Annotated in this window: 25 protein-coding genes; 11 read left to right on the top strand and 14 right to left on the bottom strand. The window is 67.6% G+C overall.

All coding sequences use genetic code 11. From position 1 onward, the window contains the following. Positions 1-54 precede the first annotated feature (54 nt). The 3 genes from ACFOD4_RS07390 to ACFOD4_RS07380 all read right to left on the bottom strand — a co-directional run bounded on the left by ACFOD4_RS07390 (position 55) and on the right by ACFOD4_RS07380 (position 2,050). The gene (locus ACFOD4_RS07390) at positions 55-864 is read right to left on the bottom strand and encodes a GNAT family N-acetyltransferase (protein WP_379595305.1); all 810 of its coding nucleotides are present in this window, start codon (positions 862-864) and stop codon (positions 55-57) included. Further along, positions 861-1,319 (bottom strand): Fur family transcriptional regulator, encoded by a 459-nt coding sequence (locus ACFOD4_RS07385; protein WP_379595304.1) that lies wholly within the window; start codon positions 1,317-1,319, stop codon positions 861-863. The genes ACFOD4_RS07390 and ACFOD4_RS07385 overlap by 4 nt, the downstream gene beginning before the upstream one ends. Before the next feature lie 281 nt (positions 1,320-1,600). Next, positions 1,601-2,050 carry a MucR family transcriptional regulator gene (locus tag ACFOD4_RS07380; protein WP_379595303.1) on the bottom strand — a complete coding sequence of 150 codons (450 nt, stop codon included), beginning with the start codon at positions 2,048-2,050 and terminating at the stop codon, positions 1,601-1,603. A gap of 147 nt (positions 2,051-2,197) precedes the next feature. Here ACFOD4_RS07380 and ACFOD4_RS07375 point away from each other — a divergent pair, with 147 nt between their 5' ends. Continuing rightward, entirely contained in the window at positions 2,198-2,458 is a 261-nt protein-coding gene (locus tag ACFOD4_RS07375) for a sulfurtransferase TusA family protein (protein ID WP_379595302.1), read from the top strand. Here ACFOD4_RS07375 and ACFOD4_RS07370 read toward each other — a convergent pair. Beyond that, positions 2,436-2,870 (bottom strand): GNAT family N-acetyltransferase, encoded by a 435-nt coding sequence (locus ACFOD4_RS07370; protein ID WP_379595301.1) that lies wholly within the window; start codon positions 2,868-2,870, stop codon positions 2,436-2,438. The two genes, ACFOD4_RS07375 and ACFOD4_RS07370, sit on opposite strands and share 23 nt — an antisense overlap. Next, positions 2,863-3,522, bottom strand: coding sequence for a tRNA (adenosine(37)-N6)-threonylcarbamoyltransferase complex dimerization subunit type 1 TsaB (tsaB, locus tag ACFOD4_RS07365; RefSeq protein ID WP_379595300.1), 660 nt, complete (start codon positions 3,520-3,522; stop codon positions 2,863-2,865). The genes ACFOD4_RS07370 and tsaB overlap by 8 nt, the downstream gene beginning before the upstream one ends. 91 nt (positions 3,523-3,613) lie before the next feature. On the opposite strand from tsaB, the gene ddpX reads away from it, so the two are divergent. From ddpX to ACFOD4_RS07350, 3 genes are all read left to right on the top strand, one after another. Beyond that, a complete protein-coding gene (ddpX, locus tag ACFOD4_RS07360; protein WP_379595299.1) occupies positions 3,614-4,162 on the top strand; it encodes a D-alanyl-D-alanine dipeptidase in 549 nt (182 codons plus the stop codon). An 83-nt stretch (positions 4,163-4,245) separates the two neighbouring features. Next, entirely contained in the window at positions 4,246-5,502 is a 1,257-nt protein-coding gene (locus ACFOD4_RS07355) for a putative DNA modification/repair radical SAM protein (RefSeq protein WP_379595298.1), read from the top strand. Continuing rightward, positions 5,492-6,280, top strand: a complete 789-nt coding sequence (locus tag ACFOD4_RS07350; protein ID WP_379595297.1) for a TIGR03915 family putative DNA repair protein — start codon at positions 5,492-5,494, stop codon at positions 6,278-6,280. The genes ACFOD4_RS07355 and ACFOD4_RS07350 overlap by 11 nt, the downstream gene beginning before the upstream one ends. A 3-nt stretch (positions 6,281-6,283) precedes the next feature. Here ACFOD4_RS07350 and ACFOD4_RS07345 read toward each other — a convergent pair whose 3' ends face one another. Together ACFOD4_RS07345 and ACFOD4_RS07340 are read right to left on the bottom strand one after the other, a co-directional pair. After that, positions 6,284-7,675 carry an ATP-binding protein gene (locus tag ACFOD4_RS07345; protein ID WP_379595296.1) on the bottom strand — a complete coding sequence of 464 codons (1,392 nt, stop codon included), beginning with the start codon at positions 7,673-7,675 and terminating at the stop codon, positions 6,284-6,286. Positions 7,676-7,765: 90 nt separating this feature from the next. Then, positions 7,766-8,965 carry a penicillin-binding protein activator gene (locus tag ACFOD4_RS07340; RefSeq protein ID WP_379595295.1) on the bottom strand — a complete coding sequence of 400 codons (1,200 nt, stop codon included), beginning with the start codon at positions 8,963-8,965 and terminating at the stop codon, positions 7,766-7,768. A 17-nt stretch (positions 8,966-8,982) separates the two neighbouring features. Between ACFOD4_RS07340 and rsmI the strand changes: the two genes are divergently transcribed. Together rsmI and ACFOD4_RS07330 are read left to right on the top strand one after the other, a co-directional pair. Continuing rightward, positions 8,983-9,903, top strand: coding sequence for a 16S rRNA (cytidine(1402)-2'-O)-methyltransferase (rsmI, locus tag ACFOD4_RS07335; RefSeq protein WP_379595294.1), 921 nt, complete (start codon positions 8,983-8,985; stop codon positions 9,901-9,903). Between the two features lie 165 nt (positions 9,904-10,068). Next, entirely contained in the window at positions 10,069-11,187 is a 1,119-nt protein-coding gene (locus ACFOD4_RS07330) for a glycosyltransferase family 2 protein (protein ID WP_379595293.1), read from the top strand. A 38-nt stretch (positions 11,188-11,225) separates the two neighbouring features. Here ACFOD4_RS07330 and ACFOD4_RS07325 read toward each other — a convergent pair whose 3' ends face one another. Both ACFOD4_RS07325 and ACFOD4_RS07320 read right to left on the bottom strand, forming a co-directional pair. Then, entirely contained in the window at positions 11,226-11,813 is a 588-nt protein-coding gene (locus ACFOD4_RS07325) for a type 1 glutamine amidotransferase domain-containing protein (protein ID WP_379595292.1), read from the bottom strand. Between the two features lie 126 nt (positions 11,814-11,939). Further along, positions 11,940-16,634, bottom strand: coding sequence for an NAD-glutamate dehydrogenase (locus tag ACFOD4_RS07320; protein ID WP_379595291.1), 4,695 nt, complete (start codon positions 16,632-16,634; stop codon positions 11,940-11,942). Positions 16,635-16,790: 156 nt separating this feature from the next. Between ACFOD4_RS07320 and ACFOD4_RS07315 the strand changes: the two genes are divergently transcribed. The 3 genes from ACFOD4_RS07315 to ACFOD4_RS07305 all read left to right on the top strand — a co-directional run bounded on the left by ACFOD4_RS07315 (position 16,791) and on the right by ACFOD4_RS07305 (position 19,523). Then, on the top strand, positions 16,791-18,020 hold the full coding sequence (locus tag ACFOD4_RS07315) for a cupin domain-containing protein (RefSeq protein WP_379595290.1): 1,230 nt from the start codon (positions 16,791-16,793) through the stop codon (positions 18,018-18,020). Next, positions 18,017-18,463 carry an OmpA family protein gene (locus tag ACFOD4_RS07310; RefSeq protein WP_379595289.1) on the top strand — a complete coding sequence of 149 codons (447 nt, stop codon included), beginning with the start codon at positions 18,017-18,019 and terminating at the stop codon, positions 18,461-18,463. Before ACFOD4_RS07315 ends, ACFOD4_RS07310 begins: the two co-directional genes overlap by 4 nt. A gap of 169 nt (positions 18,464-18,632) precedes the next feature. Continuing rightward, positions 18,633-19,523, top strand: a complete 891-nt coding sequence (locus tag ACFOD4_RS07305) for a PPK2 family polyphosphate kinase (RefSeq protein WP_379595288.1) — start codon at positions 18,633-18,635, stop codon at positions 19,521-19,523. A 90-nt stretch (positions 19,524-19,613) separates the two neighbouring features. Here ACFOD4_RS07305 and ACFOD4_RS07300 read toward each other — a convergent pair whose 3' ends face one another. The 4 genes from ACFOD4_RS07300 to serA all read right to left on the bottom strand — a co-directional run bounded on the left by ACFOD4_RS07300 (position 19,614) and on the right by serA (position 22,732). Then, complete coding sequence (locus tag ACFOD4_RS07300; RefSeq protein WP_379595287.1) at positions 19,614-19,898, bottom strand: CsbD family protein; 285 nt, start codon at positions 19,896-19,898, stop codon at positions 19,614-19,616. 49 nt (positions 19,899-19,947) lie between these two features. Further along, positions 19,948-20,952 (bottom strand): hypothetical protein, encoded by a 1,005-nt coding sequence (locus ACFOD4_RS07295; RefSeq protein WP_379595286.1) that lies wholly within the window; start codon positions 20,950-20,952, stop codon positions 19,948-19,950. Between the two features lie 159 nt (positions 20,953-21,111). Continuing rightward, entirely contained in the window at positions 21,112-21,297 is a 186-nt protein-coding gene (locus ACFOD4_RS07290) for a CsbD family protein (protein ID WP_379595285.1), read from the bottom strand. A gap of 175 nt (positions 21,298-21,472) precedes the next feature. Further along, complete coding sequence (gene serA, locus ACFOD4_RS07285) at positions 21,473-22,732, bottom strand: phosphoglycerate dehydrogenase (RefSeq protein ID WP_379595284.1); 1,260 nt, start codon at positions 22,730-22,732, stop codon at positions 21,473-21,475. 348 nt (positions 22,733-23,080) lie between these two features. On the opposite strand from serA, the gene ACFOD4_RS07280 reads away from it, so the two are divergent. Continuing rightward, a complete protein-coding gene (locus tag ACFOD4_RS07280; RefSeq protein WP_379595283.1) occupies positions 23,081-23,410 on the top strand; it encodes a hypothetical protein in 330 nt (109 codons plus the stop codon). Between the two features lie 102 nt (positions 23,411-23,512). Here ACFOD4_RS07280 and ACFOD4_RS07275 read toward each other — a convergent pair whose 3' ends face one another. Beyond that, complete coding sequence (locus tag ACFOD4_RS07275; RefSeq protein ID WP_379595282.1) at positions 23,513-23,746, bottom strand: DUF1127 domain-containing protein; 234 nt, start codon at positions 23,744-23,746, stop codon at positions 23,513-23,515. Between the two features lie 115 nt (positions 23,747-23,861). On the opposite strand from ACFOD4_RS07275, the gene ACFOD4_RS07270 reads away from it, so the two are divergent. Further along, positions 23,862-24,749 (top strand): LysR substrate-binding domain-containing protein, encoded by an 888-nt coding sequence (locus ACFOD4_RS07270; RefSeq protein WP_379595281.1) that lies wholly within the window; start codon positions 23,862-23,864, stop codon positions 24,747-24,749. Positions 24,750-24,863: the final 114 nt, after the last annotated feature.

Below are 24,863 nucleotides of genomic sequence, written 5' to 3'. Positions count from 1 at the left end.
ACCGTGACGTCTCAATGAAAGCGCCGTGGCACCGTCGTGGCATTCGCACCTGCCTCAATCCCCGCCGCCCATCTTGCGCTCGTAGTGGCGGGAATACTTCTCCGTTACGAGCTCGGTCTTCACCACGACGCAGACATCGGTGGTGTTGAATTGCTGATCCACCACCGCGCCATCGCCGACAAACCCGCCCAGTCGCAGATATCCCTTCACCAGCGGGGGCAATTCGGCCAGAGCCTGCCGAGGGTCGATGCTGGCAGGATCCAGGCGGTCCATGGCGACAAATCGTTCGGTCAGCGCGCGAGGCCGCAGTTCGGGCGGCGCGAGATGGCTGGAGTGGAGGTAGCTGAGCGGGCTGGCCAGCTGATCCAGGTCGGTGCCGGGCAGGCTGGCACAGCCGAACATCAGCCCGATCTGGTGCCGGGACACATAGGCGGCGATGCCGGACCAGAGCAGCTGCATGGCCTGCCGGTTGCGATACCGCTCATCCACGCAGGAGCGCCCCAGCTCCAGGATCTCGCCCGGCTGCGACAGCAAGGGACCCAGATCGTATTCCGAGGCCGAGTAGAAACCGCCGACCCGTGCCGCCGCCCCGCGCCGGATCAGCCGATAGGTGCCGACCACCCCGGCCGAGCCCTCGCCCAGGTCGTGGTCCAGCACCAGCAGGTGATCGGCGACGGCGTCGAAATCATCGCAGTCGCGGCGGAGAAGGGCGGTTTCCTCATCCGGGTGAGCGCCCAGCTCCTCGTAGAAGATGCGATATCGCAACGCCTGGGCGGCTTCGACCTCGCCCGCGTCCGTGGCGATCCGGACGCCGAGATTGCCCGTCCGCAGTTCGCCGAAGCCGGCGCCCGCGTCCAGGCTCATGCCGGATCCTCTCCGCGCCGGACCTTGCTGCGACGCGCGGAGGAGGCGGGGCCGGTTTCCGCGCGGCGGCCGAACAATTCGAGCCGGTGGCCGATCAGCTTGAAGCCCAGCCTTTCCGCAATGGCCTCGGCCAACGCCTCGTGCTGCGCGTCGGCAAACTCGATGACCTTGCCGCTGTCCACATCGATCAGATGGTAGTGGTGGCCATGGTCGGTGGCCTCGTAGCGGGCGCGGCCACCGCCGAAATCATGCCGCTCCAGAATGCCCTTCTCTTCCAGCAGCCGCACCGTGCGGTAGACGGTGGCGATGGAGACGCGGGCATCGAGTGCGAGGGCGCGACGGTAGAGCTCCTCAACATCCGGGTGATCGACGGCTTCGGAAAGAACACGGGCGATCAGCCGGCGCTGGCCGGTCATCTTCAGGCCACGTTCGATGCAGAGCCGCTCGATTCGCATGGGATCGGGGGCTTCTGGCGCGGCGGTCCGGGGCGGGGCGGTGCGCGTGTCCATGGGGTGGGTCGACAGCTCTCCTGGGCCAAGCGCGGCAGTAACCGGCCGCGCCTTCCCGCATTATGACACGTCGGCGCGGCGCGCCATACCGCCAGCTAACGGCGGAAGGGCAGGCCGCTCCTGGCGCCCCGCTCCGGGCGGCAGCAGATCAACAGGCACCTGACGGGTGGCTTGCCACTATCGGCGAACGAAGGCAAGGCGAGCCGCCGGGACTGTTTTCGCTGCCATCAGGCGCTGGCGGCGCCACCGCGCCGCGGGCGCGTGTTGCGAGGCTTGGTGCCGAGCCCGATCTTCTTGGCCAGCGAGGAACGGTGCCGGGCGTAGTTGGGGGCCACCATCGGGTAATCCGGCGACAGGCCCCAACGCTCCCGATACTGTTCGGGCGTCATGTCATAGGCCGTCTTGAGGTGGCGCTTCAGCATTTTCAGCTTCTTGCCGTCCTCGAGACACACCAAATACTCGTCGGTGACGGATTTCTTCACCGGAACGGCAGGTTGGGGCCGCTCTGCCGGGGTGGGAGCGGCCGCAGGCACGGTGCCAAGCCCCGAGAGCGTGCGATGCACCTGCTCGATCAAGGAAGGGACATCGGCCAGTGGAACCGAGTTATTCGAGACATGCGCGGCCACAATCTGCGCCGTCAGGCCAAGAAGTTCACGACCACCTTGCTCTTCGGACATTGCCGCGCCTCATCGGAATAGGATCGGTATTGAACAGCTATCATTTGAATTGGACAATTCTGTCCATCATGACTTGCTCAACTGTATCGTGGAAATTGTGCGGTCCGCAATAACCAAACATCCAACCGCCACAAGGAAAAAGCTGAAATGGACCAAAATACAGTGATCAAAGAATACGCACCCGACAACATCCTGGACATCACAACCGAGACTTGCCCGATGACATTTGTCCGCACGCGTCTCGCTCTCGACAGGCTGCGCGGCGGCGATGTTCTGGTTGTGCAACTTCGCGGGGAGGAACCTCGGCGCAATATTCCTCAGACAGCCGAAGAACAGGGCCACACCGTACTGCAACAGCAGGAAATGCCGGATGGAAGCTTGCGCCTCAGCATCCGCAAGGGTGGCTGAGCACCAGCGCGTCGCTGCCATCGGCGTAATAACGCCGCCGCGATCCAACCTGGCTGAAGCCCATGTTGCAATAAAGCGCCATTGCGGCCCGGTTGTTGGCGGAAACTTCCAGGAACATGGTGCCAGCCCCACCGGCGGCGGCCAATCCCAGCGCGCCACCCAGCAAAGCAGCACCGAGCCCGAGCCGGCGTGCCTGCGGCACCACCGCCAAGGTCAGGATCTCGGCCTCGTCGGCCGCCACGCGGAGCAGGATGAAGCCATGGCGACCATCCCACAACCCGGCCCCGCCCGGCGCCTCCAGCATCAGCCGCAACGCATCGGCTCCCCACGCTTCCGCCGCCGGAAAGGACCGGGCGTGCAGCGCCGCCAGCGCGCCCGCATCGGCAGGGCACGCGCCTCTCAGCTCATGCATGGGGCAGTTCGGACGATGGCAGGCGCACAGCGGGCGGCTCCACATAGAGCGGCAAGGCTGGCAACATCCGCACAGCGCCGGAAAGCCGCCGCGCCGCTACGGCCGCCACCGCCGCCGCATCCGGCAGGGCAAGGCCCATCAGGATGAAGCCATGGCCCGGCGAGGCCGCAGCAACGGCTTCGGCGGCGTCACCCACCAGCAGCGTTGGCTCTTCCGGATGTGGAACGGCATCGAGCGTAAAAGCCTGCGGCATCGCCTCGGCCGCCCATGCACCGGGGACAAGCCGCTCCAGCAGCACCCGCCCACGCCGGGTATCGGTAACGGACCACACGGGGTGACTGCCTCGGACTGCATCGGGGAGGGCGGCGGCCAGTGCCTCGCCTGTGGTGACGCCAATGGCAGGCTTGCCCGCGGCCAGCGCCAAGCCTTGCGCAAGGGCCAGCGCCGCGCGCAGGCCAGTGAAGCCGCCTGGCCCAACCACAGCCGCCACCGCATCGAGCTCCGTCGCAAGAAGGCCGGCGCGGCGTAGCACATCGGCCACCATGGGTGGCAGGGCAACGGCCTGGCCGCGTGCTCCTTCTGCCGCCGCATGGGCCAGAACATGCCCGTCCGCCCAAACTGCCGCCGAAGCCCGCGCCAGGGCGCCATCCATCGCCAAAATCCGCATGAACCGTGCATAGGCCGCGAAACAGGTGGGGAAAAGCCCGTCCGCGACTCGCCAGGGGCATGGCAGGGTCCGGACCATGCTCAAGCCGATCACCGAAGCCGAGGGCTTCCTTCTCGACATCCGCTATGCCACGCCGGATAACCTCACCGGCCGGCCCATCTATGCCCGACCTGTGGCGATGCTGTTGCCGCTGGCCCATGGTCGGCTGCTCCGGGCACGGGACCAGGCGGCTGCGTTGGGGCTGCGCATCAAGGTGTTTGATGCTTTTCGCCCCATCCAGGCGCAGTGGGCACTCTGGCATGCGGTGGAAGATAAGCGCTTCGTATCCGATCCGCGCACCGGCGGGGTGCATCCCCGCGGCGCGGCGGTGGACCTGACATTGTGCGACGCCGCCACCGGCGCCGAACTGCCTATGGGCACCGGCTTCGATGCGGTTCAGCCGGAATCCGCCCATGCCCACCCGGGAGTGCCGCTGGCCGATCAGCGCAACCGTGCCCTGCTTCTGGGGCTGATGGTGGGAGCGGGTTGGCAACCTTATCTGCTGGAATGGTGGCATTACCAGCTCCCTGAAGCCCGTGACTTCCCTCCGCTCGACGCCTCAGCGGTGCCTACGGGCCCGTTATAGGGCCAGCTTCACGCGTCTTCCGGGAAAGAGTTGGAATTCGGTTTTTAAGAACATATAAAGAACACCAACGTGGATCGACCGGGATGGAACTGCGCGCGAAACTCGCCCTTCTGGCCGATGCGGCCAAGTACGACGCGTCTTGCGCTTCTTCGGGGTCGGAGAAGCGCGACTCCACGGAGGGCGGGATCGGCAGCACCGAAGGCATGGGCATTTGCCATGCCTACGCGCCGGATGGCCGCTGCATCTCACTGTTGAAGTTGTTGCTGACCAACAGCTGCATCTTTGACTGCGCCTATTGCATCAACCGAAAATCGTCCGGTGTCCGCCGCGCCCGCTTCACCGTGGAGGAGGTGGTGCGGCTGACCCTGGCCTTTTATCGGCGCAACTACATCGAAGGCTTGTTTCTGTCCTCGGGCATCATCCGCTCCTCCGACTACACCATGGAGCAGCTGATCCGCGTTGCCCGCACGCTGCGCGAAACGCACGGCTTCCATGGCTACATCCACCTGAAGACCATTCCCGAGGCGGCGCCGGAATTGCTGGCCGAGGCGGGGCGATGGGCCGACCGGCTTTCCATCAACATCGAGCTGCCGCAGGTGGCGAGCCTGCGCGAGCTGGCGCCGGAGAAAGACCTGCCTGGCATTCATGGCGCCATGGGCACGTTGTCTGAGCACATCGCCGAGGCCAAGGACGCGCGGCGAACGCCGAGCCGGGCCGTTCCGCCACGTTTCGCTCCGGCCGGGCAATCGACGCAGATGATCATCGGCGCCGATAACAGCACGGACGGCCAGATCCTCGGCACCAGCGATGGCCTGTATAAAAAGTTCAGGATGCGGCGCGTCTATTACTCGGCCTACTCGCCCATCCCCGACGCCTCGTCCCGCCTGCCTCCGCAATCGCCGCCGCTGCTGCGAGAGCATCGCCTGTACCAGGCCGATTGGCTGCTGCGCTTCTACGACTTCACCACGGACGAGATCATGACGGGCGGCGAAGGCGGCATGCTGGACCTCGAAACCGATCCGAAGCTGGCCTGGGCGCTGAAGAACCGGGACGATTTCCCCGTGGACCTGAACCGGGCCTCGCGGGAAACGTTGCTGCGCGTTCCTGGACTTGGTGCTCGCAACGTGGACCGCATCTTGGAAGCGCGGCGACACTCGCGGGTAAAGCTGGCCGATCTGGCGCGGCTGCGTGTACCGTTGCGCAAGGTAGCGCCGTTTCTGATGGCGCCGGACCATCGGCCGCCGCCAGGACAGCTCGACTCAACCGGGTTGCGGCAGAAGCTCGTCGATCCTTCCGCTTTCGCAGCGGCGCAACCCCGGCAGCTTTCCCTTGCGCTGTAGCATCCTGCTGGCCGGGCCGGCTGATTTCGCGGGCTGGCGGCAGGCGGCGCGCCGGCTGATTGGCGCCGGCACTCCACCGGATGTCGTCACCTGGCGCGTTCCGGGCGATGACGGCGATCTCTTCGCCGGTGGCCTGCCGCCCGAAGCGCGGCCAGTATCCCTGTCGGTTCCGCGCGAGTTTGTCGACAAGGCGGAACTTGCCAGCCGCCACAGCGACCCTGCCCGCTTTGCCCTGCTCTACAGCCTGTTGTGGGATGGTCGCTCCGATCCCGGCCTGCTGCGCAACCCGGCCGAGGCCCGGATGGTGCGGCTGCATGCCATGGCCCGCGCTGTGCGGCGGGATGCGCACAAGATGCACGCCTTCATCCGGTTCCGGGAGGTGGAAACGCCGAATGGCCAGCGCTCCGTCGCCTGGTTCGAGCCGGAGCACCATATCGTGGAGGCGGAGGCGGGTTTCTTTCAGCGTCGCTTCGCCGCGCTGCGCTGGTCCATCCTGACGCCGCGACGCTGCGCCCATTGGGACGGGGAAGCGGTCAGCTTCTCCCCCGGCGCGCGCCGGGCCGATGCCCCGGCGGAGGATGCGGCAGAGGATCTGTGGCGTACCTATTTCGCCAGCATCTTCAACCCGGCGCGATTGAAGCCCGATGCCATGCGCGCCGAGATGCCGAAGAAATACTGGAAGAACCTGCCTGAGGCACAGATCATCCCCGAACTGATGCAGGGGGCGGGCGGCCGGATGCGAGCCATGCTGGGACAGTCGCACGACGGCAAGGAGTGAGCTTCACTCCGCCGGCAACCAGATCTTGAAGGTCGCACCCTCGCCCTCCCTGCTGTCGATCAGCAACTGGCCACGATGGCGATTGACGATGTGCTTCACGATGGCGAGGCCCAGCCCCGTGCCCCCGGCATTCCGCGAGCGTGCCTTGTCCACGCGGTAGAAGCGCTCGGTCAGGCGCGGAATGTGCTCGCGCGCGATGCCCGGCCCGTCATCGGTGACGCTAAAGGTGACCCCCCGCCTGGATCCCGGCACCTGCGCCGTTGCCAGCTTCACTACGCCGCCGGCATGGCCGTGGCGCACCGCGTTCTCCAGCAGGTTGCGCAGGACCTGGGCCAGCTGCTCCGCATCGGCGGGGGCAGCGATGGCGCCCTCATCCAGTTCCAGCTCCAGCGTGACCTGGCGGGTGGCGAGAATGGGCGCCATGGCCTCGGCCTCGGCACGCGCCATGTCGGCCAGCGGCACCCGGCCGGTCGGCGCCTGATGCTCGGCCAGCTCGATGCGCGACAGGCCGAGCAGGTCCTCGATCAGGCGCCGCATCCGCTCCGATTGCTCGGCCATGATGGACAGGAAGCGCTCGCTCGCCTCCGGGTCATCCTTGGCGGGGCCGCGCAGGGTTTCAATGAAGCCCATCAGGCTGGCCAGGGGGGTGCGCAGCTCGTGGCTGGCATTCGCCACGAAATCGGCCCGCATCCGCTCCACCGCCCGCTCGCGCGTGCGATCGGAAAGCAACACGATCAGCCGCCCGCCATCGGCCAGAGGCGGGTCGAGGGGAATGACCTGCGCCGCCAGCTCACGCGAGATCGGCACCGGAAGAATCACATCCACCATCTGCCGGATGCCGTCGGCCAGAGCGCGGTCCACCGCCCCGGCCAGCGCGGGGTGGCGAAGCAGCGCCGCGGTATCTCCCGGCAACGGACCGGATTCGCCGGCGCGGGCGCCGAACAGGGCGCGGGCAGCGGCATTGGTGCGCAGCGGCTCCCGACCGGCTCCCAGCACGAGCAGCGGATCCGGCAGGCTCTCCAGAATGGCGCCATCCACGCGGCGCATGCGCCCGATCTGCTCGCTGCGCTCGGCCAGGGAGCGGGAGAGTCGGGTCACGCCCTCGGCAACGTCGGCCAGGGCGGGTAGCTTGGGATTGATGGGCTGTTGCCCGCCCGCGATCGCGGAATGGTGCAGCACGGCATCCAGCCGTGCCAGGTCGCGCAGCCAGAAGCGCGACAGCAGCAGAGCCATCAGTGCCACCAGCATCATGGCAACAAAGGCAGGGCCAGGATTCGCGTGGCCCGTCAGCACCAGCACGGCGAGGGCAAGAAACGGCACACCGCCGATCAGGGCCGCCGAGCCCAGCCAGCGGCGGGCCGTCGGCTCGTCGCCCTGTGTGATCATGTCAGCCATGCCGCCTCCCGAATGTGGTCATGGCGGGGAAACCGCCGGTTGTCGACCACGCGACGTGACGCTGACATGGCGGTTCAGTGATGTCCTGGCCTACAGTCCCGGACCGCCGGGCAGGTCGGAAGGTGCAACGGGTGCCGGCAACGCACCCGGCGCCACGGCGTACACTGCCAGGGAGCGCTGCACGCGCCCATCGGGGCTCAGCCGGAGCGCGCCGTCGGCGCCCAGGATCACCTCGCCCACCGGGATGCGGGGAGGCTGGCCGGGCCCGGCACTGCGCATCGCTTGGGCGGCAATGGCGGCCGCGTCATAGGCAACCCCCACGAGCCGGGGCGGCGCCTCGCCGAACGCGCCCTGGTAGCGGCTGTCGAACTGGGCTCGGGCGGCGGGGTCGGGGCCGGGGAACCAGGCACCCGCCAGGGCAGGCTGTTGGCTGAGGCTTTCGTCGCCGGCCCATAGCGCGTTGCCCCCCAGGCGCAGCGGCGGCACCGGCACTCCGCCCGCCACCAGTCCGCCGGCGAAATCACGTGCCCGTGCTCCGCCCTCGCCCAGGATCAGCATTTCCGGTGCCTGGTCCGCTTCGCCCTCTGGCCCGGCGAAGCGCGGCGCGAGCTCGCGGGCGATCAGTCCCGGTGCGGCGGCAGCCGGATACAGCTCCACCTGCGGCTGCGGCAAGCCAAGGTCGCGCGCGGCCCCCCGCAGGGCAGAGGCCATCTGCCGTCCCAGCGCGTTGTCCGGACCGGCCAGGGCGAAGCGCTGCACCTGCGCCTGCTCATGCGCTGCCGCGACCAGACGTCGCACCTGCTGGTCCAGCGTCAGGCCCAGTGGCCACACATGGCTGGCAGCTTGGTTGGCATCATTGGTGAAGGGCAGCACCGCCACGCCCGAGGCACGGGCCACCGGCGCCACCGCCGCGGTTTCCGGGCCGGTCAGGGGACCAACGATGATGCGGGCGCCTTCGGCAATGGCACGGCGCGCGGCCTCGGCGGCGCCCTGCGCATTGCCACCCGTGTCGCGCGGCAGGAACTCGAAGCCGGGCCCGCCCTGCTCGAACAAGGCCAGTTGCGCAGCGTTCAGCAGCGACGGGCCAAGCGCCGACTGGGGCCCGGAAAGTGGCAGCAGCACCGCCACCTTCTCACGTTGCGGCTGCGGCGGCAGGGGTTGCACACCGGCATAGCCGCCGGGCTGCGGCGCCACGCCACCCAGCCCCGACACTTGCGGCGCACAGGCCGAAAGGCCCAGAACGGCGCCCAGCATCACCCCCGGCAGCAGGCGCCGCGGCAGGTGACACAAGGAGCGGGGCTCGGTCGATGCAGCAGGACGATGGGCGGGACGGGACCGGGACCACGGAAACGGCAAATGAAATCTCCCATGAGCCCGGCAAGGGGCCGGGGCTGACTCTGGTGGCGACGCCGATCGGCAATCTCGGCGATCTCGCGCCGCGTGCCATTGCCGTGCTTCGCGCGGCCGATGGCGTGCTGTGCGAGGACACCAGGGTAACAGCGCCTTTGCTTGCGCGACATGGCGTTTCCGCGAAGCTGTCGCCACTGCATGAACACAATGAGGAGGCCGCGCTGCCCCGGCTGATCGCCAGGTTGCAAGCGGGGGAGCGGCTGGCCCTGGTGTCGGATGCCGGAACCCCGCTGATGAGCGACCCGGGATACCGTCTGGTGCGCGCGGCCATCGCGGCAGGGATCGAGGTGTCCGCCGTGCCCGGGCCGAATGCGGCGGTGATGGCGCTGACCCTGTCCGGCCTGCCACCGCACCCATTCCTGTTCCACGGCTTCCTGCCGCCCCGCGCCGCGGCCCGCGCCGCCGAGCTGGGCCGACTGCGTGCTGCCGAACAGGCTGGCCTTTCCGCCACGCTGATTTTCTACGAGGCGCCGCATCGGCTGGCCGAGTGCCTGGCGCAGATGGCCGAGGTGTTGGGTCCCCGGCCGGCCGCGGTCACGCGCGAGTTGACCAAGAGGTTCGAGGAAGTGCGGCGGGGCACCTTGCCCGAATTGGCGGAGCATTACGGAGTGCATCTGGCGCGTGGCGAGATCGCGCTGGTCGTGGGGCCGCCCGGCGATGCGACACCCGAGGCCGAGCTCGGGCTGGATGAGCGATTGCAGGCCGCGATGGCGGCGGGAGAGAGCCTGCGCGATGCCGCAGCCCTGGTGGCCACCGCGACCGGCTTGCCTCGCAAGAGGGTCTATGCCCGCGCCTTGGAGCTGCGTCAGGACCCCTGACGATTGATCGGTTGAAGGATCCCGCCGTGCCGCCACCTGAAGGTGCGGTATGCGGCGCCACGCCAGTGAACGCCGGGCGATGCTTGCCTGCAAGGCAGGGGGCGGGTAGCAGACCAGAAGGAGTCGGCGCCGCCAAGACGGCGGAGATTGGGGAGCAGCCAGAGCATGACGGAAGCCGCACGACCCATCGAAGCGCCGATCATTATCTTCGCCTTCGACCGTGCGGCCTACCTGAAGCGCTTCTGTGATTCCCTGAAGGCGCAACAAGGGGTGGAACTGGATCCACAGCGCATCTACCTGCTTCAGGACGGTCCGGTCTCGCACCGTTCAGGCGTGCGCTACGCCGATGATGCGGCGATGGCCGAAAGCATCGCGGCCTTCCGCGAGGTGTTTCCAGCCGGGCAGGTTCTGGCCAGCGCCGACAATCTCGGCATCGCCTTCAACATCCGCCGGGGCGAGCAGCTGGCCTTCGAGACATTGGGTGCCGAGACGGCCTATTTCTTCGAGGACGACCTGGAACTCGGGCCCGGCTACATGCTGATGATGGAACGGATGCGGGCCCTTCTGGCCCCGTTTCCGGAGGTCGGGTACTTCGCCGCCTACGGCGACCATCGTGCGACGCCCGATCCCGATCGGGTCCGCATCGTGCCGCTGGATCACCATTGGGGATTCGGGCTGCGCCGCGACGCATGGAAGCGGCTCCAGGAGTGGCTGGCCCCTTATTTCGCCATCCTGTCGAAGACCGATTACCAGAGCCGAAACCATATCGGCGTCTATCGCTGGCTGGAGGGGCAGGCCATGGCGATCGACAAATCTTCCCAGGACGCGCTCAAGGCACTTGCCTGCGCCAATCTGGGCATTGCACGGGTCATGACCGACATGTGCTTCGCCCGCTACATTGGCGAAAAGGGCGCCTCCTTCAACGAACGCCGGTTCCGCGAGATGGGCTATGACCGGATGACGCCGACGGAGCGCAGCGACCTGCCGATCGAGCCGCAGACAGTGGAGAAGATCCGCACCATCACCGAGGGCCAGCAGGCGCATTTCCGCGTCTTTCGCGAGCGGGAATTCAACGGTTTCATGACCCGCTACGCCGCACGGAACTGGGATTCCGAACGCGCCGTCACACGCGCCGATATCGATAATCTTTATTCCCTGCTGCTCGACCGGCTCCCCGAGGGCGAGCACATCTATGATCAGTATGTCGGCAAGACGCCGGTGCGGCGCCTGCGCGACATCATGATCAACAGCCGCGAGTTCCGTGGCCGCACGCGGCGGGACTGACGCCGCCCAGGAGGAGGTTGCGCAGTCCTGCGTGGGGGTCAGGCCACCCGGCGGTCGCCGTGGCCTGGCTCACGCACCTCCTCGACGATCTTGGCCACGAAAGCGTCCAGATCGTCGGGGGAACGGCTGGTGACGATGCCCTTGTCGGTCACCACCTCCTGGTCCAGCCATTGAGCGCCGGCATTCTCCACATCGGTGCGGATGGATTTGAAGGAAGTCATGCGACGGCCCTTGGCCAGCCCGGCCTCTACCAGGATCCAGGGACCGTGGCAGATCGCAGCTACCACCTTGCCCTGCCCGGCGAAATCGCGGACCAGGGAGAGGACCGCCTGATCGACGCGCAGGTGATCGGGGTTGATGACGCCACCGGGCAATACGATCGCATCATAATCGGCAGCCTTGACCTCGTTGATCTTGCGGTCGACCTGCACGGTGCGTCCCCAGTCTTCCGGCTGCTTCTGCCCGTCCCAACCCTTGATGACACCGGGCTCGCGGGTTTTCTCCGGGGCGGCCACATGCACGGTGGCACCCTTGCCGCGAAGTGTTTCGAGCGGAACCGTCAGCTCCTTTTCCTCGTAGCCGTCGGTGGCGACGATAAGGATCTTGGCTTGCTGAATCTCGGGCATCGCATGTCTCCAGACCGGGGGGTGCCCGCAGAACGCACCGGGCCCGAGGCGGTTACGCCCCGGGCCGGCTCCTCCCTGCATGGCACGGGCTGAAGCGCCGCATGCAACTCCCTCCGCCGCCAAGCGTCAGGCGAGGCGCGCCAGTTCGCGCGCAGCCACCGTGACCGCTGCGATATCGGGGCGGGACGCAGCCTCCTGCACCATGCGCGCGGCTGCGTCGTCCTCCGGCAAGCTGCCGTTCAGGCAGCGTGTGGCCAGCTTGGCCTGCACTGCGGCCAGGTCGTCCAACAGCGCCGCCTTGGCGCGAGTTGCGAAGGGGCCGGTCGCAGGGGCGCGCTGCGTCGCCGCCCGCAGTTCGGGCAGGTGGAAGCGACGACCAACCGCATGCCAGGCCTCCGCCGCATGGTCGGGCGGCACCTGCGCCGTGGCCGCCAGCCGAACGATCGCAGGTGTCGCCTCCAGAGCCGGGGCTGCGGCAACCAGCCGGCCGATGGCGTCGGGCATGCCGTCCTCGGCCGGGGTGGCGGCAGCGACCTCGGACGACAACAGGGCCGTGACGCCAGGTTGCAACGTGGACAATGCCTCCCCCAGGCTTTGTTTCAGCTCAGGCATGGCCAGCAGCTCACGCGATGTGGCGGCCAGGACGTGCCGGATGGCCAGCAATGCTGCGTGGCGGGCCTGCGGCGTGGTACCGGGGGCGTCGTCAGCCTGTTCCGCCGCAGCATCGAGGCCCAGCAGGCGACCGGCCAGGATCGCCGCCCGGGCGGCCAGGGCGGGCTCGGTGCCTGCTGCCAGCTGCGCCAGGGCGGCAGGTCCCAGCCGGTTCGCGATCTCATTGGCCAGGATGGTGGCCAGCAATTCGCGGCGCAGCCGGTGCCGGACGATGGCATCGGCGTAGCCTTCCCGCAGCTGGGTCGGGAAATAGGCTTCCAGCATCGGCAGCAATGCGGGGTCGTCGGGCAGGTCGCTGGCCTCGATGGCCTCGGTCAGCCACAGCTTGGCGAAGGGCAGAAGCGCCGCCAACTCCGGCCGGGTCAACGGCTGGCCGGCGGCGATACGGCTGGCCATGCCATCCGCGTCGGGCAGGCCAGCCACCTCACGGTCCAGCAGCCCCGCCTGTTCCAGTCGCACCATCAGCGCGGCATGGGCAGGCAGCGCCTCGGCCCCCGCTTCGGCTTCCAGGGTGACGGCCAGGGATTGCTGGTCGTTGTCGCGCAGCACCAGCGTGCCGACCTGGTCGGTCATCGCCACCAGCAACTCGTCGCGCTGCCGTCCGGTGAGCGCGCCGGCCCGAATGGCATCGGCCAGAAGGATCTTGATGTTGACCTCATGGTCGGAGGTCGAGACACCGGCCGAGTTGTCCAGGGCGTCGGTGTTCAGCCGCACGCCATGGCCGCCTGCGCCGGATCGCGCCGCCTCGATCCGCCCGGCCTGGGTTACCGCCAGGTTGGCGCCCTCGCCAAGGATGCGCGCACCTACCTCGCGCCCATCGATGCGAATGGCATCGTTGGCGCGATCGCCGGCCTCAGCCTGGGTTTCCGTGGAGGCTTTGATATAGGTGCCGATGCCGCCAAAATACAGGAGGTCCACCTTGGCCCTCAGAATAGCCTGCATCACCGTTGCGGGGTCCGGCTTCTCGGCAGCAATGCCGAGCAAGGCGCGGGCCTTGTCGGACAGCGGCACGGTGCGGGCGTTGCGGGGATAAACGCCGCCGCCTTCGCTGATCTTCGCCGTGTCGTAATCCGCCCAGGAGGAGCGCGGCAGGGCGAAAAGCCGCGCGCGTTCCTCGTAGCTCGCCGCGGCGTCGGGATCGGGGTCGATGAAGATGTGGCGGTGGTCGAAAGCGGCCAGCAGCTTCGTCTGCCTCGAAACCAGCAACCCGTTGCCGAACACGTCGCCCGACATGTCACCCACGCCGACCATGGTGAAGGGCCGGGCCTGGATATCGTGGCCCTGCTCGGCGAAGTGGCGGGCGATCATCACCCAGGCACCCTTGGCGGTGATGCCCATGGCCTTGTGGTCATAGCCCTTCGATCCGCCGGAGGCGAAGGCGTCGTCCAGCCAGAAGCCATATTCCTGGGCCAGGCCGTTGGCGATGTCGCTGAAGGTGGCGGTGCCCTTGTCGGCGGCGGCGACGATGTAGGGGTCGTCGCCGTCGCGCCGCACCACATGGGCGGGCGGCACCACCACCTCGCCCTTGAGGTTGTCGGTGATGTCCAGCATGGCCCGGATCAGCGTCTTGTAGGCGGCGATGCCGGTGGCCATGAAGGCTTCCCGATCACTGGCCGGGGGCACATGGCCCTTCAGCACAAAGCCGCCCTTGGCGCCGGTCGGCACAATGACGACGTTCTTGAGGCGCTGCGCCTTCATCAGCCCCAGGATCTCGGTGCGGAAATCTTCCCGTCGGTCAGACCAGCGGATGCCGCCGCGCGCCACTGGGCCGGCGCGCAGGTGGCAGCCTTCCATGTGGGGGGCATGCACGAAGATTTCGCGCCAGGGGCGTGGCATCGGCATCGGTCCGGCCTCGGCACTGTTGAACTTCAGCGCCAGGTAAGGCTTGTCCTGAAAGAAGTTGGTGCGCAGCACGCCATCCAGCGCGGTGCGCAGCCGCGCCAGGATGCGGTCAGTGTCCGGATCCTCGATGCCTTCCATCAGCGCCTGCCAGTCACCCTCCAGCCGCGCCTCGTCGGCGGTGGTGGCATGGGTGGGATCGAAGCGGGCGTTGAACAGGTCCACCAGCAGGCGCGCGGCGCGCGGCTCCGCGGTCAGCGCGGCCTCCACCGAACTCTGCGCGAAGGCAAACCCCACCTGCTTCAACCAGCGGAACAAGGCGCGCAACAGCCAGGCCTCGCGCCAGGCGAGGCCGGCGCGCGGCACCAGGCGGTTGAAGCCATCCACCTCCGCCTGGCCCGATTGCAGCGCCTGCAGCGCTTCCAGCAGCGCCGTGAAGCGCGCCTCCGGCAGGGCGGAGCCTGCTTCCAGGCTGAACACATGCAGCACGGCGATGGTCTGCTCGTCGCGCCGGAGGTGGAAGGGATGTTCCTCGATGGCGCGGAGGTCGAGGCTTTCAAAGAGCGGCAGCGCATCGGCCAGCGGCAGCGGCCCACCGGGATGCACCAGCCTGAGCGAAAGCGACCGCTCGCCCATGCCCGGCGCGCGCTCGATCCTTGCCGCAGGGCGGCCGGTGGACAGCGCCTCTTCCACCAGATGGAGGTCGGCCACGGCGGTGGTGGGCGACACCCATTCCGAATAGGCTGCGGGTACCGTGCCGGCCCAGCGGGCGAGGGCGGCGGCCGCGGCGGCCTCGCCACGCTCGGCGGTCAGCGCCTCGCCCAGCCGGTCGGTGAAGGAGCGCGCGGCCTGCCCGATCGCCGCCTCCATCGCCGCGTCATCGACCTGCGCCACAGCGCCCGGAGTGGTGCCGACGATGTAGTGGACGCGCGCCAGAGGCGTGTCACCCAGCGCAATGTGGAAGGCGGACAGACGGCCGTCGAAAGCGCGGGCCAGCATGTCGCCGACGCGCTCGCGCAAGCGGGTGTCAAAGGTGTCGCGCGGCAGCCAGGCGATGGCGGACACGAAGCGCTCGAATGGGTCGCGGCGCAGGTACAGCGCCGGGCGGGGCCGAATGCCGAGGTCGAGCGCCCGTAGCGCCCCGTCAAGGATGGCCTGCTCGCTGGCCTGGAACAGCTCGTCCCGGGGCCAGGTGTCGAGGATGTTGCGAAGGGCCCGGCCGTCATGGCTGTTGGGGTTCACCCCGGCACGGCTCAGGATGCGCTCGACCTTGGCACCCAGCCAGGGGATCGAGCGCGGGTTGCGATTATAGGCGCTGGAGGCGAACAGGCCGAGGAACAGCCGGACCCCGGCGCGCTCCCCGTTCGGGCCGTAGATTCGGGTGGCCACCACGTCGGCATGGGCCGGCCGGTGAACCCGCGCCCTCAGATTGGCCTTGGCCACGCCGATCGCCGCCGGATCGTCGCGCAACGAGGTGCGGATGGCCCCCGGCACGGCGGCCAGATCGCGCAACGCATCGAAGACGGGTATGCTTTCGTCGCGCAACAGGCCGAGATTGTCCTCCATCCGGTCCTGCTCGCCGAAGCGGATCAGCCGGTGGCCGAGGAAAACGAAGTTCTCTTCCGCCAGCCAGCGCAGGAAGTCGCCGCCACCGGTGGTGTCGTCGCTGTCGATCTCGGCTTCGGCCTGCTTCAGCCGCTCCAGGATGGCCGGGAAATCGGTAACCGCGAGGCGAACATCGGCAATCGCCCGGCGGATTGCCGCCTCGGTTCCTTCCCAGCTCTCATCGGGAGCCGCGCCGGCGCTGATGAGCCGGGTGGAGGAGGGGGCGATCTCCACATGCATCAGGCTTTCCGCGCGGCCATCCACGCCGTCTCCCGGCGCGAAGTCGATCAGCCGGCCCGCCGGATCGCGGCGCACGCGCATCACCGGGTGCAGCAGCCGCCGCGCCGTGCGGCCCGAGAGGGTGAGCGCGGCCAGCACGCTGTCCACCAGGAAGGGCATGTCGGGCGTCGCGATTTCGGCCACCGCGACGGCGCCGCGGCCGGGACCGGGCGGCCGCAGCCGGACCTTGAACTCTTCCGTGCCGGGAAGGTCCCGCGCGAAGGTGAACAGGCTGGCGGCGGCGGCGGCCAGGCGTTCCGGCGGTTCCTCGGCAAGCTCGGCCGTGGGCAAGGCATCGGCCATGCGGCGCAGCAGGGCGGCGGCGGACGGTGGCAGGGACGGCGCCTGCTGGCGCAGGGCGTCCTCCGCAGAACGCAGCAATTCGGCGCGTGCGCCGCCTTTTTCCGCCTGATGACCATCCGGCATGCCGGCCTCCTGTCGTCCTGACCAAGTTTCAGGATCGGCGCTGGATTGCCTGCCATCAAGCCGGTCTGTGCCGAAAACCGCGGCATTTTGCATAAAGTTTCGGCTTGATCATGCTTGGTATCCAAGCCGCGAAAGCGGGTTTATCCTGGCTGCGCCATGACAATGACACTCGCCGACCTCCTTGCGCCCATCACGCCAGAGCAGTTCTTCGCCGAGTATTACGACCGGCAGCCGCTGCATGTTCAGGGGGGCGCCGCCAAATTCGCCTCCGTCCTGTCCTGGCGGCAGATCAATCGTCTGCTGGACCAGACGCATATCTGGTCGAGCCAGTCGCTGAAGCTGGTGATGGACGGCACGCCCATCCCGCCCGAGCAATACTGCACCCGCGCCACCAGCCGCGATGGAGCGCAGCTGCAGCAGCCAGTCGCCGCCCGCGTGGCGCACTGGGTGGCGCAGGGCGCCTCCATTGTGATGAACGATGTGGACAGCCTGACCCCCGGCCTCACCGCCGTGTCCGAGGCGCTGGAGGGCGCGGGGCTCGGCAAGGCACAGGGCAACGTCTACATCTCCTGGCAGAGCCACAAGGCCTTCCCGACGCACTTCGACACCCATGATGTGTGGGCGGTGCAGGTGGAGGGCGAGAAGACCTGGAACATCTGGGAAGGGCGTGCCGAATGGCCCATCGCCCATCCCGTGTTCAACTTCCCCAGGGAGCATCACGAGCGCGCCCGCGGCAAACTGCGCGGCGCCGTGACGGTGAAGGCGGGCGACCTGCTCTACCTGCCGCGCGGCTGGTACCACGATGCACTGGCCGAGGCGCCGTCCTCCGTCCACATCGCCTATGGCGTACACGCGCCGCTGGGCATGGACCTGGTGAACATGCTGCTGGAGCGGGTGCTCTACGACGCCGAGTTCCGCAAGCCGCTGCCCCGCCAGGACGGTTCGGCGGCGGCGAAGTTCGCGTTGACCAGCCGAGCCAACCAGCTGGGCCAGCGACTGGTCGAGCTGACGCGCGATCCCAAGGTGATGGAGGTGCTGGGCAAGTTCGTGGCCGATTACCGCTTTCATCGCGGCGGCAATGACCTGCTGGCGGCGCGTGGCATTGCGGCGCCCTCAGCTGGAAATGGAACAGCGAGGGGAGGCGAGGAAGGCGCGGCGTTCCGCGTGCTGGCGCCCGGTGCCAAGGCGGTGCGGCGCGGCACCGAGTGGGTGGTCAAGGCGCCGGCCGGCAATCTTCCTCTGGCGCCGGCGGAAGCGGAAGCCGCCAACTGGCTGCTGGCCCGGCCCGATGGAACCGAGGCCGAACTGCGGACCGCCCACCCGGCGGTGGATGCCGTGGCGCTGCTGCGCCGGCTGGCAGAGGCCGGGATGCTGGCGCCCACATGATGCACCTGATGGTTCCGGCATCCCTCGCGGCGCTGATGTGCCTCGGCCTCGCCGCGGAAGCGGTGGCCCAGCCCCGCGCCTTCAACTGCATTGGCGCCGAGAAGCTGGAGGATGATGTTTTCGAGGTAAGCTTTCCCTCGCGCAGCGCCCAGCCCGCGCCCGGGGCGCGCACGCCGGTAGCTGCTGCTGCGGCGCTCGCGAAGGAGGACCTGGCACGCAACATTTGCGTGCTCGGTCATGCGGTGCGGGAAGGAGGCCAGGCTACCAGCACGGAACTGGCCGCGCGCCGCGCGCGGGAAGTGGCGGAGATGTTGTCGGTGGAACATGGCGTCGAGCGTGACCGCATTCGCGCCGAGGCTCGCAATCCTGGCTTCAGCCGCAGCACGGAGAACCGTGAGGCGCGCAGCGTGACCATCGTGGTGCTGCCGGCGCCCGGACCGTGAGGTTGCCGGCAGCGCCCGGATCGTGAGGTTTCTGCCGGCACGGGTGTAAGGTTGCCGTTGGCAGCCGGGCGCAAGGTGCGGTTGCCCGGCAGTTTGATGGCGCTTGGTTGCTCTTGCCGCGCACTGGCCGCAGGATCGTCCGCGCCAAAAGGGATAAAGGACGCCCCGCATGAACCGCGAACTGGCCCGGTCGATCCTGAAAAAGTGCCGCATCGAGAAAGGCTCTGGCTTCAGCCTGTCGGAGCATTCCACTCATGGCGGCGAGATCGGCGTCAGCAAGGCTGATGCGCCGGCGCTGCTGCGTCAGGGCATCGAGACGCTGGCTGCTCTTCAGGACAGGCTGGCGGCGCAGGACCGGCATGCCGTGCTGGTGATATTCCAGGCCATGGATGCGGCGGGAAAGGACGGGGCGATCAAGCATGCCTTTTCCGGCCTGAACCCGCAGGGAACCTCCGTTTATTCCTTCAAAGCCCCGACATCGGAGGATCTGGACCGCGACTTCCTGCGCCGCCACATCATCCGCCTGCCGACCCGCGGGCAGATCGGCATTCATAACCGCTCCTGGTATGAAGAGGTGCTGATCGCCCGTGTGCACAAATCCATTCTGGCCCGGCAGAACCTGCCGCAGGAAGTGGTGGGGCCGGAAATCTGGCGTGAAAGGCTGGAGGATATCGCCGCCTTCGAGCGCTACCTCGGGCGACAGGGTTTCATGGTGCTGAAGTTCTTCCTGCACGTCAGCAAGGAAGAGCAACGGGAGCGCCTGCTGGCCCGAATTGATGAGCCGGACAAGAACTGGAAGATGGATCCGTCCGACATCGCCGAGCGGGCGCACTGGGACGACTACCAGGAGGCTTATCAGGAAGCGGTGCGCGCGACGGCAACTTCGGCGGCGCCGTGGTTCGTCATTCCGGCCGACCGCAAGTGGCTGACCCGGTTGCTGGTGGTCGAGGCGATGATCGAGGCGCTGGAGAAGATCGATCCCCGCTATCCAGAGGTGGATGATGCGGAACGTGAGGCCCTGCGGCAAGCAGGTCAGGCCCTGCGGCGCAAAGGTGCCTGAAAACAGGAACCCCGCCCGCCTTACGGCGGACGGGGCTTTCGCACGTCGTTCAGTCGCCTGATCCGGCTCCGCGCACCCGCTTGAGCTGGCTCAGCGCCGACCGGCCAGCAGGCCGAGGGCAAAGCCCACAGCACCCACGATCAGCATGGTCGTGACGGGCTGCTGCTCCACCTGACGGGCGACACGCTCACCGGCATGTCCGGCATATTCACGAGCGTAGTCGCGCGCCTCGCCATAGGCATGCTGCACGCGGCCCGAAGCCTGGCGCGCCATGCCACGCACCTTGTGATCCGAGTCACCTGCCAGATCGCCATAGGCTTCCTGGGCACGACCGGTGATGTCGTCGACGGTGCCTTCCACGCGATCACTGTTCATCAAGTCTTTCTCCTTTGTGAGCCTGGCCCCGGGCGGGGCCGCCGACCTTTCAACGAAATCGGGCGGGGGCGGGTTCCATTGTGGCGCGGTCGCGGGTGCCCAAGCGGGAAGCGATGGCCGACACCACAGCGCCGAGCAGCAGCAGGGCAAAGGTCCAGTACGCCGCCATGGCAGCACCGCTGGCCGCGGCATCGGCGGCGCGGCGGGCCTGCTCGGCAGCTTCCTGCGCACGGGCCTGCGTTTCCTGCTCGACCTGCTGGATCCGGTTGCGGGCTTCGTCCTGGCTGATGTCGCCTTCGGCAGCGACCAGCGCGGTCAGTCGGTCGCGATCGGGCTGCGACAGGTTCCCGTCGGCAATACGACGCGCGGCCAGCCTGCCGATCTCGGCCCGGCGTTGATCGCTGTTCATCTGCGCAGGGTCGGCATTGCTGGCAGAAAGGGCATTCTGAACCCGATCCACCGCAGCCTGAGCCGCCGAAGCCACATCCTCACCGCTTCCGGGCTGGTTGGCGGCAGCGCCCGCGACAGGGCCTCCCACGGCCGTGGTCAGCTGACCGAGCCCGCCGGCGGCTCCGCCCACCAACCCTGAAACGCCCTGACCAACAGCGGATACGGCGCTGCTTGCCGCGCTGCCCAGCAGCATGGCGCCCACCAGGGTGGCGGTCGCCCACATGGCCAGGCCATGCAGCACGCCGTCGGTGCGGTCGGTCACGCCCGCCAGCCGCGCGGCGGCGTAGGCACCGATGCCAAGGCCGATCATGTGCGAAACCAGCATCCAGACACCGCCACCGATGCCGAAGGTCGTGGCATCAGGGGTTTGCCGCGCTGTGGCGTCCACTAAGTTGGCGCCAATGGCAATGCCCAGGATGTTCAGCGCACCGCCGACCACCACAGCGATGACTGTGCCGGCCAGAACGGCGCCCCAGGACATGCGTGACACCTTGCCGCCTGGCACGGCGTAGGGCTGCTGAGGCCAAGCCGTGGCGGGCGTGGCGCTTTCGGAATAGGAGGCGCGGCCGGAAGGGCCGCCCTTGGGAGGTGTCGTGGTGCTCATGCGTCCGGCGTTCTCCAGTGGCCAAGCCTGTCGAACCGAGCCAGGGATCGGATCGGGACGCTTGATTCAGCTTCCCGCCGGATTTTCCGGGTTGTCGGGCGCCAGCTGGCCGCCTTCCCAAAATGACACCGGCGCAACCTGGTTGCGCCGGTGCTTCGATCAGTGTTGACCGGTGGCGTCGCGCACCTTGTCCTTGGCGCCGCCCACAGCGTTCTGGGTCTTGCCCTCGGCCTTGTCGGCCTTGCCTTCCATCTGCAAGGCCTGGTCGCCGGTCACCTTGCCGGCAGCGTCCTTGATGGCGCCCTTGGCCTGCTTGGCAGCACCTTCGATACGGTTCTTGTCCATGGTGGCTACTCCTCTCTTCTTCATGCGACGTCGCCGGAAAGGCGGCGCCCCTGCCGCGCTTTTCCCTTCGCGGGGCGGCTGCGGTGAAGAAACGGAGAAAGCCATGGCTTGGTTGCGAAAAGGGCCGCGTCCCTGGTGCGATCGGCCCGATCTGACGATGATTTAAGCCTGCGGTTCAGTGCCGCTCATAAATCAGACGTGCCCGAACGGTGCCAGGGATCTGGCGCAGCGCGGCCAGAACCGCCTCGGGGTCCGTCACGCCCTCGGCGTCCACCACAACATAGCCGATGCTCGGGTCGGTCTGCAGATACTGCGCACCGATGTTGAGGCTGAAGCGGCTGAACACCTCATTCATGGCGGCCAGCACGCCGGGGACGTTGCGGTGCACATGCAGGAAGCGCGTGCCATTGGGCCGGGCGGGTAGTGTGACCTCGGGGAAGTTCACGGCGCTCAGCGTGGTGCCGCTGTCCGAATAGTCGGAAAGCTTGCGGGCCGTTTCCTCGCCGATGCGGGCCTGCGCTTCCTCGGTGCTGCCGCCGATATGCGGAGTCAGGATGACGTTGGGCAGGCCCTGCAACGGCGAAACGAAGCGGTCGCCGTTGCGTTTCGGCTCCTCGGGAAAGACATCCGCGGCAACGCCGAGGAGCTGTTCCGTTCGCAGCGCCTCCGCCACGGCGTCGAGATCCACCACTGTGCCGCGGGCATTGTTGATCAGGATTGCGCCGCGGCGCATCGCCGCGATCTCGCGGGCGCCGATCATGCCGGCGGTGGCAGGTGTTTCCGGCACATGGATGCTGACAACATCGGCGGCGCCGAGCAGATCGTGCAGGCTCGCGGCGGCGACGGCATTGCCATGCGGAAGCTTGGTCACGGTATCGTAGTAGATAACGCGCATGCCCATGGCTTCGGCCATGACCGAGAGCTGGCTGCCGATGTTGCCGTAGCCGACGATGCCCAGCGTCTTGCCACGCACCTCTCGCGCGTTCACCGCCGACTTGTCCCAGCCGCCATCATGAGCCGAGCGGGAGCGGTCGGGGATGCGGCGCAGCAGCATGATCATCTCGCCGACCACCAGCTCCGCCACGGAGCGGGTGTTGGAGAAGGGCGCGTTGAAGACTGGAATGCCCAGCTCCTTCGCCGCCGCCAGATCGACCTGGTTGGTGCCGATGCAGAAACAGCCCACAGCAATCAGCCGGTCCGCGGTTTCCAGCACGTCACGTGTCAGCTGGGAGCGGGATCGGATGCCCAGGAGGTGCACACCCTGCAACGCCTGCTTCAGGGCGTCGCCTTCCAGAGCCTTGGTTTCGCGTTGGATGTTGGTGTAGCCGGCATCGCCCAGCACGGCCACCGCGCTATCCGAGATGCCTTCCAGCAACAGGATACGGATACGATCCTTCGGAAGAGAAATGCGTTGGTTCGGGATGCTGTGCGACATGGCTGTTGAATGCCGTGCCGCTTCCGTTTCGTGAAGTGCGAAACCGTCAGCCCGGACCTGCGTTGTGTCTCCCATGATCTACCCTACCGGTGGTTGTGTTTTGTCCGGAGGGTTCGATGTGGTGGAAATTCATTGCCGCCACAGGATGCGCGACCGGACGCCGAACGCCCGGACGGCCTTATCGGATAACCGGACCGGAGCCCTTCGCTCATCGCATGGCACCATGCCGGCTTGGGCAGGTCCAATGCGTGCCTTCAGCCTTGCTGCGCCGGCCTTGCCGGTCCATCTCCCTTTCCACGTGCCCGCTCCCATTTCGTGAGAAGGTGGGCCTGCATCCGGAGATTCCCTATGCTGAACAAGATCACCGCGCTGCCGCGTGCGGCGCAAATCCAAGTGACGCGTAATGCGTTGGCCGAGATCGCGAGTGGCGGTGTGGCTGAGCGGGCACGGCATCGTGCCGCGGCCGAGATCCTGCGCACCGCTCAACGCACCCTTGCCATGGCCGAGGTACCGGCTGCACTGCCGCCGGTGATGGCCGGCTGGGATGCCCATGCCGAGACGGCACTGGAATACGCCGAGACATTGCCGCCGGCCGCGCTGGATCAGCTCCTGGCAGAGGGGCCTCGCTGGGCGGCAGCGCTTCTGCGTGGCGCACCGGAGCTACTGCGCGCCGCCTGACGTCAAGAAGTGTATCGATGGATGAACTGGCCGGGGCGTAGCGTCCCGGCCTTTTTCACGTCCGGATCGTTGGAGGCGTTCGATGCCTCGATGAACCGGGTGTCAGCCGCGGCGGGAGACAACATCCCAGGGCAGGCGGTTGACCTCCGCCAGGGCATCGCCTGGGCTCATGCCAATATCGCGCAGAAGACGCTCATCCAGGGCGGCCAGTTGCTGGCGGGTCCTGACCGTCCGAAGGATGCAGCGGAGAACGCCAGCCCAGGGTCCCGGACGCGCAGCGCTCGCCGGGGACAGCCAGGCGGCAGGAAGGCGGGAGGAGCTGATCGGGGCGGACATGGGTTCGGGCCTTTCATGCACCGTGTTGCTGTGGACCACAGAATGGGATCGGACACGGAATAAGCCCAACGAATTGTTTTGACGCCAGGCATCAGCGGAATTGATAATGTTCTGCATGTTGTCCCTACCTCCGGGGCTCGACCCCGACCTGCTTCGCTCCTTCGTGCTGATCGCCGATGGCGCCAGCGTCACCCGGGCTGCGCAACGTGTCGGGCGCACCCAGTCGGCCGTGTCGATGCAGATGCGGCGGCTGGAAGAACTGCTGGGCCAGCCCTTGCTGGTGCGCGGGCCCCGCGGCTTCGCCGTCACCCCGCACGGCGCATGGTTGCTGGAGCGGGCCCGTCCCTGGCTCTACATGCATGACGAAATCGTCGCGAACTTCCGTGCAACCGAGGTTTCAGGGCCGGTGCGGCTGGGAACACCGGACGATTACGCGATGGGCTGGCTTCCGGATATTCTGGCCCGGTTTGCCGAAACGCATCCCGCGGTGGAGATCGAGGTGGTTTGCGCGCCTTCCACCGAGCTGCTGACGCGGCTGGAGGCGGAAGATCTGGACCTCACCCTTTATTCCGCCGGAAACGAGCTTCGCTCCGGAATGGAAGGGACATCGCTCTGGCACGGTCCCCTCCGATGGGTGGGACCTGTGGCCCATGCGGTGCATCGCCAGATGCCGCTGCGGCTTTCCCTGGCACGGGGCAACTGCGTCTGGTCGCGGGCCGCGACAGCGGCCTTGGACCAGGCTGGGCTGCCGTGGCGCGTCACCTACTCTTCAAGTTCTCAGCTGGGCACCCATGCGGTGGTGATGGCAGGCCTTGCCATCACGGTGGGTTTGGAGGGTCCTTTGCCGGCAGGGCTGAAGGTGCTCACCACCGAGGACGGTTTGCCAGCACTACCAGAGTTCCGCATTGCCCTGGCGCGGGGCGCGGACAGCCCTGCCGCGCATGCAATGGAGCGTCACATCATCGACAGTTTCCGGCATGAGGATGGCGGTCTTCCATCCTGAGCCCAGGCATGTCGTTTCGCTTTCAATTTAATTGAAGGTTTAGGTTTGACGGGTGTGTGTGGTGGTGGTTATAAGCCCGCCCACGCCGCTGGTTGGTCACTGACCGCTGGGTGG

The organism is Teichococcus globiformis (assembly GCF_042646265.1).
GTDB classification, from domain to species: Bacteria; Pseudomonadota; Alphaproteobacteria; order Acetobacterales; family Acetobacteraceae; genus Pseudoroseomonas; species Pseudoroseomonas globiformis.
The sequence above is the reverse complement of the archived record's forward strand: the minus strand, read 5'-3'. Positions and strand labels throughout refer to the sequence as shown.

Coding starts and splice junctions, on each gene's coding strand:
- ACFOD4_RS07290 (WP_379595285.1), bottom strand. CDS start 21,297: ATGGACAAGAACCGTATCGAAGGTGCTGCCAAGCAGGCCAAGGGCGCC.
- ACFOD4_RS07280 (WP_379595283.1), top strand. CDS start 23,081: ATGCTGAACAAGATCACCGCGCTGCCGCGTGCGGCGCAAATCCAAGTG.
- ACFOD4_RS07385 (WP_379595304.1), bottom strand. CDS start 1,319: ATGCGAATCGAGCGGCTCTGCATCGAACGTGGCCTGAAGATGACCGGC.
- ddpX (WP_379595299.1), top strand. CDS start 3,614: ATGCTCAAGCCGATCACCGAAGCCGAGGGCTTCCTTCTCGACATCCGC.
- ACFOD4_RS07310 (WP_379595289.1), top strand. CDS start 18,017: ATGATGCACCTGATGGTTCCGGCATCCCTCGCGGCGCTGATGTGCCTC.
- ACFOD4_RS07390 (WP_379595305.1), bottom strand. CDS start 864: ATGAGCCTGGACGCGGGCGCCGGCTTCGGCGAACTGCGGACGGGCAAT.
- ACFOD4_RS07355 (WP_379595298.1), top strand. CDS start 4,246: ATGGAACTGCGCGCGAAACTCGCCCTTCTGGCCGATGCGGCCAAGTAC.
- ACFOD4_RS07275 (WP_379595282.1), bottom strand. CDS start 23,746: ATGTCCGCCCCGATCAGCTCCTCCCGCCTTCCTGCCGCCTGGCTGTCC.
- ACFOD4_RS07295 (WP_379595286.1), bottom strand. CDS start 20,952: ATGAGCACCACGACACCTCCCAAGGGCGGCCCTTCCGGCCGCGCCTCC.
- serA (WP_379595284.1), bottom strand. CDS start 22,732: ATGTCGCACAGCATCCCGAACCAACGCATTTCTCTTCCGAAGGATCGT.
- ACFOD4_RS07315 (WP_379595290.1), top strand. CDS start 16,791: ATGACAATGACACTCGCCGACCTCCTTGCGCCCATCACGCCAGAGCAG.
- ACFOD4_RS07370 (WP_379595301.1), bottom strand. CDS start 2,870: ATGCATGAGCTGAGAGGCGCGTGCCCTGCCGATGCGGGCGCGCTGGCG.
- ACFOD4_RS07305 (WP_379595288.1), top strand. CDS start 18,633: ATGAACCGCGAACTGGCCCGGTCGATCCTGAAAAAGTGCCGCATCGAG.
- ACFOD4_RS07300 (WP_379595287.1), bottom strand. CDS start 19,898: ATGAACAGTGATCGCGTGGAAGGCACCGTCGACGACATCACCGGTCGT.
- ACFOD4_RS07380 (WP_379595303.1), bottom strand. CDS start 2,050: ATGTCCGAAGAGCAAGGTGGTCGTGAACTTCTTGGCCTGACGGCGCAG.
- ACFOD4_RS07330 (WP_379595293.1), top strand. CDS start 10,069: ATGACGGAAGCCGCACGACCCATCGAAGCGCCGATCATTATCTTCGCC.
- tsaB (WP_379595300.1), bottom strand. CDS start 3,522: ATGGATGGCGCCCTGGCGCGGGCTTCGGCGGCAGTTTGGGCGGACGGG.
- rsmI (WP_379595294.1), top strand. CDS start 8,983: ATGCAGCAGGACGATGGGCGGGACGGGACCGGGACCACGGAAACGGCA.
- ACFOD4_RS07270 (WP_379595281.1), top strand. CDS start 23,862: ATGTTGTCCCTACCTCCGGGGCTCGACCCCGACCTGCTTCGCTCCTTC.
- ACFOD4_RS07325 (WP_379595292.1), bottom strand. CDS start 11,813: ATGCCCGAGATTCAGCAAGCCAAGATCCTTATCGTCGCCACCGACGGC.
- ACFOD4_RS07345 (WP_379595296.1), bottom strand. CDS start 7,675: ATGGCTGACATGATCACACAGGGCGACGAGCCGACGGCCCGCCGCTGG.
- ACFOD4_RS07375 (WP_379595302.1), top strand. CDS start 2,198: ATGGACCAAAATACAGTGATCAAAGAATACGCACCCGACAACATCCTG.
- ACFOD4_RS07320 (WP_379595291.1), bottom strand. CDS start 16,634: ATGCCGGATGGTCATCAGGCGGAAAAAGGCGGCGCACGCGCCGAATTG.